11 protein-coding genes are annotated in these 12,689 nt (G+C 64.2%); 4 read left to right on the top strand and 7 right to left on the bottom strand.

The genetic code is table 11. From position 1 onward, the window contains the following. The 3 genes from C7G61_RS30135 to ccmA all read right to left on the bottom strand — a co-directional run bounded on the left by C7G61_RS30135 (position 1) and on the right by ccmA (position 2,092). The gene (locus tag C7G61_RS30135) at positions 1-732 is read right to left on the bottom strand and encodes a heme ABC transporter permease (RefSeq protein ID WP_108520658.1); all 732 of its coding nucleotides are present in this window, start codon (positions 730-732) and stop codon (positions 1-3) included. A gap of 92 nt (positions 733-824) precedes the next feature. After that, positions 825-1,493, bottom strand: a complete 669-nt coding sequence (ccmB, locus tag C7G61_RS30130) for a heme exporter protein CcmB (protein ID WP_108520656.1) — start codon at positions 1,491-1,493, stop codon at positions 825-827. Continuing rightward, positions 1,490-2,092: a heme ABC exporter ATP-binding protein CcmA gene (gene ccmA, locus C7G61_RS30125; protein WP_108520654.1), complete on the bottom strand. Its 603-nt coding sequence runs from the start codon at positions 2,090-2,092 to the stop codon at positions 1,490-1,492. The genes ccmB and ccmA overlap by 4 nt, the downstream gene beginning before the upstream one ends. Before the next feature lie 225 nt (positions 2,093-2,317). On the opposite strand from ccmA, the gene acnA reads away from it, so the two are divergent. From acnA to C7G61_RS30110, 3 genes are all read left to right on the top strand, one after another. Further along, positions 2,318-5,038, top strand: a complete 2,721-nt coding sequence (acnA, locus tag C7G61_RS30120; protein ID WP_108520652.1) for an aconitate hydratase AcnA — start codon at positions 2,318-2,320, stop codon at positions 5,036-5,038. A gap of 146 nt (positions 5,039-5,184) precedes the next feature. Beyond that, positions 5,185-5,946, top strand: a complete 762-nt coding sequence (locus C7G61_RS30115; RefSeq protein ID WP_108520650.1) for a DUF1223 domain-containing protein — start codon at positions 5,185-5,187, stop codon at positions 5,944-5,946. A gap of 530 nt (positions 5,947-6,476) precedes the next feature. After that, positions 6,477-6,848, top strand: coding sequence for a DUF2794 domain-containing protein (locus tag C7G61_RS30110; RefSeq protein ID WP_108520647.1), 372 nt, complete (start codon positions 6,477-6,479; stop codon positions 6,846-6,848). Positions 6,849-6,992: 144 nt separating this feature from the next. Here C7G61_RS30110 and C7G61_RS30105 read toward each other — a convergent pair whose 3' ends face one another. The 4 genes from C7G61_RS30105 to C7G61_RS30090 all read right to left on the bottom strand — a co-directional run bounded on the left by C7G61_RS30105 (position 6,993) and on the right by C7G61_RS30090 (position 11,954). Next, positions 6,993-7,523: a GNAT family N-acetyltransferase gene (locus C7G61_RS30105; RefSeq protein WP_108520645.1), complete on the bottom strand. Its 531-nt coding sequence runs from the start codon at positions 7,521-7,523 to the stop codon at positions 6,993-6,995. A 118-nt stretch (positions 7,524-7,641) separates the two neighbouring features. Continuing rightward, on the bottom strand, positions 7,642-8,433 hold the full coding sequence (locus tag C7G61_RS30100; protein WP_108520643.1) for a Bax inhibitor-1/YccA family protein: 792 nt from the start codon (positions 8,431-8,433) through the stop codon (positions 7,642-7,644). 240 nt (positions 8,434-8,673) lie between these two features. Then, positions 8,674-11,244, bottom strand: a complete 2,571-nt coding sequence (locus C7G61_RS30095) for an ABC transporter permease (protein ID WP_108520641.1) — start codon at positions 11,242-11,244, stop codon at positions 8,674-8,676. Beyond that, positions 11,241-11,954, bottom strand: coding sequence for an ABC transporter ATP-binding protein (locus C7G61_RS30090; protein ID WP_108520639.1), 714 nt, complete (start codon positions 11,952-11,954; stop codon positions 11,241-11,243). Before C7G61_RS30090 ends, C7G61_RS30095 begins: the two co-directional genes overlap by 4 nt. On the opposite strand from C7G61_RS30090, the gene C7G61_RS30085 reads away from it, so the two are divergent. Further along, positions 11,953-12,669: an arylesterase gene (locus C7G61_RS30085; RefSeq protein WP_190242029.1), complete on the top strand. Its 717-nt coding sequence runs from the start codon at positions 11,953-11,955 to the stop codon at positions 12,667-12,669. The genes C7G61_RS30090 and C7G61_RS30085 overlap by 2 nt on opposite strands. Positions 12,670-12,689 lie beyond the last annotated feature (20 nt).

Below are 12,689 nucleotides of genomic sequence, written 5' to 3'. Positions count from 1 at the left end.
TCATGCCGCCTGCTGGCTGGCTTGCAACATCTGCAAGCTGCGCACGCGTCGGCGCAGGATCTCGTTGCGCATCGCCGCCAGATGCAGCGTGACGAACAGCAGCGAGAATCCGACCGCCATCACCAGCAATGGAATCAGGAACGCCTTGTCGAGCGTAGAACCGCCCATTCGTATCACGGCCGCCGGCTGATGCAGCGTGTTCCACCAGTCGACCGAGAATTTGATGATCGGCAGGTTGAGCGCGCCGACCAGGGTCAGGACGGCGGCGGCCCGCGCCGCCCGCGACGGATCGTCCACCGCGCGCCACAGCGCCATCAGGCCGAGATACATCAGGAACAGGATCAGGACCGAGGTTAGCCGCGCATCCCACTCCCAATAGGTGCCCCACATCGGCCGTCCCCACAGCGAACCGGTGACCAGCGCGAGAAACGTGAATGCCGCGCCGATCGGGGCGGCGGCCTTGGCCGCGACATCGGCCAGCGGATGCCGCCATACCAGCGTGCCCAGCGCGGCAATGCTCATGACGCCCCACACGAACATCGCCAGCCACGCATTGGGCACGTGGATGAACATGATCTTGACGGTGGCGCCCTGCTGATAGTCGTCGGGCGCCATCGCTGCCTGGTAGAAGCCGATCAGCAGCAGGATCGCGGTCGCGCCCGCCAGCCACGGCAGCACGCGCGCCGTCAGCGACAGGAATTTGGTGGGATTGGCGAGGTCGATCAGCGTCATGGCATCCTGATAGTCGTCAGTGGCGGGGCAGGCAATCCGGCTTGGTTTGTTTCATATGGCCTCCGCGAGAGTTGATCGGCGTCAAATCGTGCTCAGTCCAGACCGTGCCGCAGGCAGGCGGCGGCGGCAAACGGTCCGATCACGAAACTGACCAGCGAAAGCGCGCACAGGATCGAAAACGGTGTTCCAAATGACAACGGACCCGTGATGGCCGCCTGCGACGCGGCGACGCCGAAGATCAGTACCGGAATCGACAGCGGCAGCACCAGCACCGCCAGCAGCAAGCCGCCGCGGTGCAGTGTCACGGCCAGTGCCGCGCCGATCATACCGGTAAAAGTTAGTGCCGGTGTTCCCACCAGCAGCGTCAGCGCCACCGCCGAGGTCGCCGTGGCGTCGAGATTGAGCATCAGCCCCAGCACAGGGGTTGCCACGATCAGCGGCACGCCGGCGGCTAGCCAGTGGGCCAGCGCTTTCGCGGCACAGGCCAGTTCCAGCGGCGCCCGGCCCATCACGATCAGGTCGAGCGAACCGTCCTCGTGGTCGGCCGTGAACAGGCGGTCCAGCGTGAGCAGGCTCGCCAGCAGTGCGCCGAGCCAGAGGATCGCCGGTCCCAGCCGCGTCAGCAGCGCCAAATCGGGTCCGATCGCGAACGGCATCAGCACCGTGACGGTGAGGAAAAACAGCACGCCGATCAGCGCGCCGCCGCCGACGCGCAGCGCGATTCTGATGTCCCGGCGAATCAGGGCGGCGAGGGCGGTCACTTCGCGTCCCCCATCCGCAGTTCCGTCGCGTCGATCCCGAGCGGGGTATGGGTCGCGGCGATGATGATGCCACCACTGGCGAGATGATCGCGCATGACGCCGACGAAAAGGTTTTGCCCGGCGGCATCGAGCGCCGAGGTCGGCTCGTCCAGCAGCCAGACCGGCCGCCGCACCACCAGCAGGCGGGCGATCGAAAGTCGCCGCCGCTGGCCCGCGGAGAGATAGGCCGCCGGCAAATGCGTGGCATGGCCGAGCCCAACGGCCTTGAGGCATTGGCTGGTATCGCCGGCCGCGCCGCCCAGAAAATCGCGCCAGAACGCGAGGTTCTCCTGCACGCTCAGCGCAGGCTTCAGCGCGTCGCGATGGCCGAGATAGTGGGATTGCTCCTGCAAGGTCAGTTCGGCCTCGCCGCCCTCCAGACCGACCGCTCCGCCCGCCGGCACCAGGAGGCCCGCGATCAGGCGCAACAGCGAGGTCTTGCCGGAGCCGTTCGGGCCGACCACGGCCAGCGCCTCGCCGGAAGAGGCTTCGAAATCGAGGCCCGAGAACACGCTGCGGCCGCCCCTGATACAGTCGATTTGGCGTCCGGAGAGCCGCATTTTGCTTCGTCACAGCCCTCTGAAATTGATGGGTACCGCGTCAGAATTTGTGGGTACCGCATTGCTGCAGCACGCTTGTCAGTGTGGCGGCGCTTCTAGAAAGATTCTATAAGCCCGGAACTTGATGCAGCACACAATCGGCGGCTGCAAGCCGATAGGCCAGCCTAACGCTGATGGTGTTTAAATACCCTTGCCGGGTATAACTAGAATTTGGGATTTCCTGACATGACCTCGCTCGACAGCTTCAAATGCCGCAAGACCCTCAAGGTCGGCAGCAAGACCTACGTGTATTACAGCCTGCCCGCCGCCGAGAAGAACGGTCTGAAGGGAATTTCCAAGCTGCCCTATTCGATGAAGGTGCTGTTGGAAAACCTGTTGCGCAACGAGGACGACCGCACGGTCAAGAAGGCCGACATCGTCGCGGTGTCGAAATGGCTCCGGAAGCGCAAGCTCGAGCACGAAGTCGCGTTCCGCCCGGCGCGCGTCCTGATGCAGGATTTCACCGGCGTGCCGGCGGTGGTCGATCTCGCCGCGATGCGTAACGCGATGCAGGCGCTCGGCGGCGACGCCGAGAAGATCAACCCGCTGGTGCCGGTCGATCTCGTCATCGACCACTCGGTGATCGTCAACTTCTTCGGCGACAACAAGGCGTTCGGCAAGAACGTGGTCGAGGAATACAAGCAGAACCAGGAACGCTACGAGTTCCTGAAATGGGGTCAGAAGGCGTTTTCTAACTTCTCCGTGGTGCCGCCCGGCACCGGCATCTGCCACCAGGTCAATCTCGAATATCTCGCGCAGACGGTGTGGACCAAAAAGCAGAAGATGACGGTCGGCAAGAAGACCGGCACCTTCGAGGTCGCCTATCCGGATTCGCTCGTTGGCACCGACTCGCACACCACCATGGTCAACGGCCTCGCCGTGCTCGGCTGGGGCGTCGGCGGCATCGAGGCGGAGGCCTGCATGCTCGGCCAGCCGCTGTCGATGCTGCTGCCGGAAGTGGTCGGCTTCAAGCTCAAGGGCCAGCTCAAGGAAGGCGTCACCGCGACCGACCTGGTGCTGACGGTCACGCAGATGCTGCGCAAGCAGGGCGTGGTCGGCAAGTTCGTCGAATTCTTCGGCCCCGGCCTCGATTTCCTCTCCGTCGCAGACAAGGCGACCATCGGCAACATGGCGCCGGAATACGGCGCGACCTGCGGCTTCTTCCCGGTCGACGCCGCGACCATCGATTATCTCAAGACCTCCGGTCGCAAGGCGGATCGCGTCGCGCTGGTTTCGGCTTACGCCAAGGCGCAGGGCCTGTTCCGCACCGCGAAATCAGCCGACCCGGTGTTCACGGAAACCCTGACGCTCGATCTCGGGGATGTCGTGCCGTCGATGGCCGGCCCGAAGCGCCCCGAAGGCCGCGTCGCGCTCCCTGCAGTTTCCACCGGCTTCGCGACAGCGCTGGCCGGCGAATACAAGAAGCCCGAAGGCGCCGAGAACCGCTATTCGGTCGAGAACCGCGACTTCGATCTCGGCCACGGCGACGTGGTGATCGCCGCGATCACCTCCTGCACCAACACCTCCAACCCGAGCGTGCTGATCGGCGCGGGCCTCTTGGCGCGCAACGCGGCCGCCAAGGGCTTGAAGGCAAAGCCGTGGGTGAAGACCTCGCTTGCGCCCGGAAGCCAGGTGGTCGCGGAATATCTTTCCAATTCCGGCCTGCAGAAGGAGCTCGACAAGGTCGGCTTCAACCTGATCGGCTTCGGATGCACGACCTGCATCGGCAATTCGGGTCCGCTGCCGGAGGAGATTTCGAAGTCGATCAACGACAACGGCATCGTCGCCGCCGCCGTGCTGTCGGGCAACCGCAATTTTGAAGGCCGCGTCAGCCCCGACGTGCAGGCCAACTACCTGGCCTCGCCGCCGCTGGTCGTGGCTTATGCGTTGGCGGGAACGGTGACAAAGGACCTCGCGGTCGAGCCGATCGGCGAGGGCAAGGACGGCAAGCCGGTGTACCTGAAGGACATCTGGCCGACCACCAAGGAGATCAACGCCTTCATGAAGAAGTTCGTGACGGCCACGATCTTCAAGAAGCGCTACGCCGACGTGTTCAAGGGCGACACCAACTGGCGCAAGATCAAGACCGTCGAGAGCGAGACCTACCGCTGGAACATGAGCTCGACCTACGTGCAGAACCCGCCCTATTTCGAAGGCATGAAGAAGCAGCCCGACCCCATCGTCGACGTGGTCGATGCGCGGATTCTGGCGATGTTCGGCGACAAGATCACCACCGACCACATCTCGCCGGCCGGTTCGATCAAGCTGACTTCGCCTGCTGGAAAATTCCTCAGCGAGCATCAGGTGCGTCCCGCCGACTTCAACCAGTACGGCACGCGGCGCGGCAATCACGAAATCATGATGCGCGGCACCTTCGCCAACATCCGCATCAAGAACTTCATGCTGAAGGGCGCCGACGGCAATATTCCGGAAGGCGGCCTGACCAAGCACTGGCCCGACGGCGAGCAGATGTCGATCTACGACGCGGCGATGCAGTACCAGCAGGAGAGCGTGCCGCTGGTGGTGTTCGCCGGCGCAGAATACGGCAACGGTTCGTCGCGCGACTGGGCCGCCAAGGGCACCCGCCTGCTCGGCGTCCGCGCCGTGATCTGCCAGAGCTTCGAGCGCATCCATCGCTCCAACCTGGTCGGCATGGGCGTGCTGCCGCTCACCTTTGAGGACGGCACGTCGTGGACATCGTTGGGCCTGAAGGGCGACGAAAAGGTGACGATCCGGGGCCTGCAGGGCGACCTGAAGCCGCGTCAGACCCTGACGGCCGAGATCGTCTCCGGCGATGGCGCGCTGCAGCGCGTGCCGCTGCTTTGTCGCATCGATACCCTCGACGAACTCGAGTACTACCGAAACGGCGGCATTCTGCATTATGTGCTGCGCAAACTTGCCGCCTAACGCGGATTTGTGATCAGTGCCTCACTGCGAAGTGAGTAGCGAGCAGGAAGAAGGCGGCCTATGACAAGGCCGCTTTCGCGCGTCTGGGGCACGCATTCAGGATGTCAAATCATGCCCAGTAAAAATACGGACGGACGGTTCGGCCTATGATAGCGATGATGGCCTATAGCGGCATATCGCGATGGTCCGGGGCGCTCAGCGTCTGCGCGATCATTGCCGTGATCCGCCCGGCTCATGCCGATCCGCGCGCCGTGGTCGAACTGTTTACGTCGCAGGGTTGTTCGTCGTGTCCGCCGGCCGATCAGATCGTCGGCGAACTCGCCAAGGACCCCAACGTGATCGCGCTGAGCATGCCGATCGACTACTGGGACTATCTTGGCTGGAAGGACACGCTGGCGGACTCGCGTTTCAGCGCGCGTCAGAAAGCCTACTCGCATGTACGCGGCGACCGCAACCTCTACACGCCGCAGATGATCGTCAACGGCTCGGCGCAGGTGATCGGCAGCGATCGTGCCGCCATCGAAGGCGCCATCAAGAACACGAGCAAGGCCGAGGGCGTGATGTCGGTGCCGGTGACGATGACGTTGTCGGGCAAGCTGATCAACGTGTCGGTCGAGGCGAGCAAGGTGTCGGCGACGGGGCGCGGCGAAGTCTGGCTTTGCTCGGTCTCGCGGGCGGTGCCGATTTCGATCGGGCGCGGCGAGAATCGCGGCCAACAAATCACCTACTACAACGTGGTGCGCAATATCGTGAAGGTCGGCGACTGGAACGGCGGCGCAGGAAGCTGGACCGTTCCGCTGGAAAATATTTCCCGCGACGGCGTCGATGCCGCGGTCGTCTATGTCCAGGACGGCAACCGCGAAAAGCCGGGCCCGATGCTCGGCGCTGCCTATACGGCGCTGCGCTAGCTAGCGCTGGCGCTCGTGTAGTCCTGTAGCCCGGATGGAGCGAAGCGCAATCCGGGACCGCTTTCTCCGCCCGTGTGATTCCCGGATTTCGCTTCGCTCCATCCGAGCTACGCAGCCGGCGAAGCCGCGCGTGGCGTTTGCCAGAGCGTCCCCACAAACGAAAAAGGACCAACTTTCGTTGGCCCAGTATCGGGATTAACTCCCTCTGCGAACAGGCCCGATCCCGACGGCCCCGGGGGGCTGGGGGCTGAGGAATCCGGAACCGAAAGGACCGGGCCAACGCAGGATTTTCTTGTCGCAATCCAGCGGGGCGGGCGGTTGGCGGAAGTGGGGCAGCAATAAGATTCCGCTAACGATACCGTGAATCGATGTTTCCCGCGATGCCGGGCGGTTCCGCACGGTTTCCTTCGTGTTTACACCCCCTTGCGGCGTCCTGCGGTTAGCGCGATCATGTAAATCTCGGCATGCGCCCGAAAAGTGGGGACCGGTTTTCGGAACGAGAGCATGCCTGAGATGACAGGAGGCGCTCCATGAGCTCGATATCGGAGGACACCGATCCAAGCGAGAGCCGCGCAGTGGCGCGCACCGCCACTGCAACTGCCCCGCCGAATCGTGTCACGTTCAATCGTCTCGAACTCAACCGTATCCTCAATCTGTATGGGCGCATGGTCGCCGACGGCGAATGGCGCGACTACGCCATCGACTTTCTGAAAGACCGCGCGGTGTTCTCGGTATTCCGCCGCGCCTCCGAGGTTCCGGTCTACCGCATCGAGAAAGATCCGCGGCTCGCGCGCAAGCAGGGCATGTACAGCGTGATCTCGGCGACCGGCCTGATCCTGCGCCGCGGCCACGAGCTCGAACGCGTGCTGCTGGTGATCGACCGCAAGCTGGCGCTGGTGTAGGCGGGGCCCCGTAGCCCGGATGGAGCGAAGCGAAATCCGGGATTCTCGCAGTTCGATAGACCTATCCCGGATTGCGCGGAGCCTGTCATCGGGCGCGCATTCGCGCGACCCCGTTGGCTCCATCCGGGCTACGAGTTCGAACCTTCAATCCCTCGGTACCGTCGACCCGCCTTCACCGAGCGCGCGCTGCATCATCACGGTGTCGAGCCAGCGGCCGAACTTGAGGCCGACATCGGCGTGCGTCCCGATCATCTGGAACCCGCATTTGGTGTGAAGGCCGATCGAGCCGGCATTGGCGGAATCGCCGATCACGGCGATCATCTGCCGGAAGCCGCGCGCCTCGCATTCGGGGATCAGCCGCTGCAACAATTGCAGGCCGATACCGCGGCGGTGGGTCGAGGGTTGCAGATAGATGGAATTCTCCACCGTAAAACGGTAGGCCGGCCGCGGGCGATAGGGCCCCGCATAGGCGTAGCCGATCACGCGGCCTTCGACGACGGCAACGAAATAGGGAAAGCCGCCATCCATCAGCGCCCTGAATCGCCGGGTCATCTCGGCGAGATCGGGAGGGATCAGCTCGAACGTCGCGGTGCCGTAGCGTACCGCGTGCTCGTAGATTTCGGTGATGGCGGGGAGGTCGGCCTCGGTGGCGGAGCGAATTTCGGGAACAGACATGGCGCAAGATTAGATTTTTTCGCGCAGAAGGGAAGCGGGTTCGAGGCTAGAGGGAAGAGGCAAAAGAAAAGCCCCGGCCGCGAGGCCGGGGCTTCAACTCGTACCTGGTCGGTAGCGACTAGTCGCGCTGGCCGAGCAGCTGCAACAGCAGCGTGAACAGGTTGATGAAGTTCAGGTAGAGCGACAATGCACCGGTAATCGCGGCTTTCTCTGCAATCTCGCCGCCTTCAGAGGCGTAGCCGTAGATGTAGTCGTTCTTCAGCCGCTGGGTATCCCAGGCGGTGAGGCCCGCGAACACCAGCACACCGACCACCGAGACGATGAACTGCAGCATCGAGCTCGCCAGGAACAGGTTGACCAGGCTCGCGATGATGACGCCGATCAGGCCCATGAACAGGAACGACCCCATGCCGCTCATGTCACGCTTGGTGGTGTAGCCGTAGAGGCTCAGTGCGCCGAAGGTGGCCGCGGTGATGAAGAACACCCGCACGATCGAGGTGTGCGTATACACCAGGAAGATCGAGGACAGCGAAATGCCCATCAGCGCCGAGAACACCCAGAACAGCATCTGGGCGGTCGCAGGCCGCAGCCGATTGATGCCGGCCGAGATCGCAAACACCATGGCCAGCGGCGCGAGGATGAACAGCCACTTCAGGGGGCTGACATACATCGCGTAGCCGAACTGCGTCAGGTAGGCGTTGCCGAACCGGGCAACGGCGCCGGCCTGATCGGTGGTCACCGCAGCCATGTAGACGCCGAGCGCGGCAAGGCCGGTGATCGCCAGGCCGATGCTCATGTAGTTGTAGATGCGCAGCATGTAGGCGCGCAGACCGGCATCGACGGCCGCAGCGTCAACGCGTCCGGCGGCCCGGCCGAAAGGAGATACGTAGTTACGGTCTAGGTCCGACATGGTCGAATTCCCGTTGGTTGCCCGGCGGAGCGCAAGGGTTTGCGGCGCCGGTTAGATTTCTATCTCAGGTGCCCTGATTTGCTGACATTAACGTCACGTCAACAAGCCGGCCTCTGATCTTGGTTGGTATGTGGGAAACTAACACATTCGACGCAAGCTTCCACGCGCGGCTGAATGTCGCTTCTGCCGTCATTCTCAGCAAAAGCAGCGTTAATTCCGCCTTTCCCCCGCTACAAATTGTCACAAATTCCGTAACACGCTGGCCGGCTTCTGGTTCAGGGCCAACAACGTCCCGGCGAGCCCGAGGCCTACGGTGACGACCAGGGCGGCGACAACCACGCCTGCGGCGCTGCCGGCCTGCCAGATGAAACCGAGCGTCATCAGCCGGGTCACGATCAGCCAGGCCGCGACCGAGCCCGCGATCACGCCGAAAACCGCCGTGGCGAGGCCGATCATCAGGTATTCCAGCGCGTAGGCGCCGAGCAGCCGCGCCCGGGTTGCACCCAGCGTCTTCAAGATGACCGCGTCATAGACCCGGTGGCGGTGGCCGGCCGCCAGCGCGCCGCCCAGCACCAGGATCGCCGAGATCAGCGTCACCGCGCTGGCGCCGCGGATGGCGAGCACGAGGTTGGTGATGACGGTGCCGACGGTTTCCAGCGCCTCACGGACCCGCACGCTGGTGACCATCGGGAAGGCGTCCGCGACCTGTTTGATGATCCGGGCGTCGCCGGCGGCGTCTGGATGGACTTCGGACAGGGTCGCAACATGGCTGTGCGGCGCGCCCTTGAAAGCATTGGGCGAGAACACCAGCACGAAATTGATGCCGAGCCCCTGCCAGTCGACGTTGCGCAGGTTGCTGATCCGGGCCGGAATGTCGCGGCCGAGCACGTTGACCACGATTTCGTCGCCGATCTTGAGTTTCAGCCCGTCGGCGATCTTCTTCTCCAGAGAGACCAGCGGCGGGCCGCTATAGTCGGCGCGCCACCATTCGCCCTCGACAACCTTCGAGCCTTTCGGGACTTCGCCGGTATAGGTCAGGCCGCGGTCGCTCTGCAGCACCCATTCGGAATCCTGCGAGGGCTTGAGCTCGTCGGCCTTGACGCCCCGGGCGGCGACGATGCGTCCGCGCAACATCGGCACGTCTTCAACCGTCGATTGCGGCGCGACCTGTTTGAGGAAGGCACCGAAGCGGTCGGCGTCGGCGGTCGGAATGTCGATGAAATAGAACGAGGGTGCTTTCTCCGGCAACGCCGCCAGGAATTGCCGGCGCAGATTGCCGTCGATCTGGGTGATGGTGACGAGGACCGCGAGCCCGAGGCCGAGCGACATCACGACCGAGGGCGTCAGCGCGCCGGGCCGGTAGATGTTGGCGATCGCCAGCCGCAGCATGGTGATTCGGGATCGTGGCGTGCGGCGTGCCAGCGCCATCAGCCCGGCGGCGACGCCGCGCAGCAGCGCGAACACCGCCACCGAAGAGACGACGAACACGGCCGCGACCCGCTTGTCATAGGCAAGCCCGATGGCGACCGCGACCAGCAGCGCGATCACCACCGCCATCAGCGCGAGGTAGCTCCAGCGCGGACGATGCCATTCGCGCGCGACCTCCTCGCGAAACAACGCCGCGACCGGCACGTCATGCACCCGGCCGAGCGGCCATAATCCGAAGGCGAGCGCGGTGAGCAGGCCATAGACGAATGACAGCGCCAGTTCATCGAAATGCAGGGCAGGGATCACCGGCAATGGCAGCAGCTTGCCGAACACGCCGACGATGAGGAACGGCAACGCCGCGCCGGCGGCGAGCCCGATCACCGAGCCGACCGCGGCGAGCAGGATCACCTGCGTCAGATAAATCGTGAAGACGTCGCGCCCGGTGGCGCCCAGCGCCTTGAACGAGGCGATGACGTCGCGGCGGCGATCGATATGGCTCTTGACCGCGTTGGCAACGCCGACGCCGCCGACCAGAAGTGCGGCGAGGCCGACCAGCGTCAGGAACTGGGTGAAGCGATTGATGGTTCGTTCGAGCTGCGGCGAGGCATTGCTGCTGCTGCGGATCCACCAGCCGGCTTCCGGCAGGGCGCTGCGCGTGCTCTCGATCATTTGGTTGGCGGAGCGATCGTCGGCCGCATTGTCCGGCAGCTTCACGCGGTAGATCCAGCGCACCAGGCTGCCGGGCTGCAGCAAGCCGGAGGCGCGCAGGCTCGCTTCGCTGACGAGAACGCGCGGGCCCAATCCGACATTGCCGGCGAGCTTGTCCGGCTCGGCGACAACGACGCTGCGGATCTGGAGGCTGGCATTGCCGATTGTGATGCGGTCGCCGAGCTTCAGGTCGAGCCGCGCCAGCAGCGTGGAATCGACCGCGGCCCCGAACGCGCCGTCGCGCTCGGCCAGGAGATCCGCCATCGGCATTTTGGGCTCGAGCGTCACCTGCCCGAGCATCGGGTAGTTGCCATCCACCGCCTTGAGTTCGACCAGCGCCAGCTTGCCGTCGTTACTGCGGGCCATCACGCGCAGCGCCGCCGCCACCGAAACCTGGCCGCGCGCGCGCAGGAATGCGATTTCCTCCGGCTTGGCCTCGCGCTGGATCAGCGAGAACGCCACGTCGCCGCCGAGCAGCGTGCGGCCCTCGCGCGTCAAACCTTCGCTGAGGCTGGCTGCGACCGAGCCGACGCCGGCAATCGCCATCACGCCAAGCGCGATGCAGGCGATGAAGACATAAAAGCCGCGCAAGCCGCTGCGCAGTTCGCGAAGCGCGTAGCGCACGGCAAGGGATGACGCGCGGCTCCGATAGGCCGGTTCGGAAATGACGCTCATGAATGGCCGTCGATCCGGCCCGAGCGCAGCCGCACAACGCGGTCGCAGCGCTGCGCCAGCGAACTATCGTGTGTCACCAGCACCAGGGTCATGCCGCGCTCGGCGTGCTTGGTGAACAGGAGATCGACGATCTGCTTGCCGGTGGCTTCATCGAGATTGCCGGTCGGCTCGTCCGCAACGAGAATGGCGGGATCTGGCGCCAGCGCACGGGCCAGCGCCACACGCTGCTGCTCACCACCCGACAATTGCGTCGGATAGTGATGCAGCCGATCGCCGAGCCCGACCGACGCCAGCTCCTGCGCCGCGCGTGCTGCCGCGTCAGGATTGCCGGCGAGCTCCAGCGGCACCGCGACGTTTTCCAGCGCCGTCATGGTCGGGATCAGATGAAACGACTGGAACACGATGCCGACCTGGCGGCCGCGGAAGCGCGCCAGCGCATCCTCGTCGAGGGCATTGAACGGCGTGCCGTTGACCACCACCTCTCCGCTGTCAGGACGCTCCAGCCCCGCCATCACCATCAGCAAGGTCGATTTGCCCGAGCCTGACGGGCCGATCAGGCCGATCGCCTCCCCCGGTGCCACACGAAGGCTGATATCTTTCAGGATATGAACGCGGGCGGCGCCTGAACCGAGCGAGAGGTTGACGTTGGAAATGGAAATGGTGTCCGGCTCGACGCCGGCCAGTGAAGAGGGTTCGATGAGACTGTCCATGGCTCGGTCATATGGCACTTACGCCACTCGGGTCGAGGGCTTGAAACGGATGTTTGCGCACATACGCGTGTTGATTATGGCTTTGATGACGGCCGGACCGGTTTTGGCCCAGTCCCAAGTCCATTCTCCTGCCACCGCACCCGCCAAACCGGTCAAAATGGTCGTCCTCGGCGATTCCTTGAGCGCCGGCCTCGGCCTGCAGGCCACGGCGGCGTTCCCCGCCCGCCTGCAAAAAGCTTTGAGCGACAAAGGGATAAAGGTCGACATGATCAATGCCGGGGTGTCCGGCGATACCTCGTCCGGCGGCCGCGACCGGCTGGACTGGTCGATCCCCGAGGGAACCGAGGCGGTGATTCTCGAACTTGGCGCCAACGACGCGCTGCGCGGCATCGACCCCGCCGTCACCCGAACGGCATTGACTGAAATCCTGACGCGGCTGAAGGCGCGCAAGATCGCCGTTCTGCTATGCGGAATGCTTGCGCCGCCCAATTACGGCAGCGAATACGCCGCGCGCTTCAACGCGATCTATCCGGAGCTTTCCAAATCCTTCGGCGTCCCGCTCTACCCGTTCTTCCTGGAAGGGGTCGCGGCAGACACCAAACTCAACCAGGCGGACGGGCTGCATCCGACCGCCGAGGGCGTCGATGTCATCGTGAAAAATATTCTGCCTATGGTGGAGGCATTTCTCGGCACGATCTCCGGGCAGCGGAGTTGAAAAAAGATGCAAACGAATAA

Origin of the sequence: Bradyrhizobium algeriense, assembly GCF_003062295.1 — a bacterium.
Classification (GTDB): Bacteria; Pseudomonadota; Alphaproteobacteria; order Rhizobiales; family Xanthobacteraceae; genus Bradyrhizobium; species Bradyrhizobium algeriense.
This window is presented reverse-complemented; position numbering and strand designations above follow the sequence as displayed.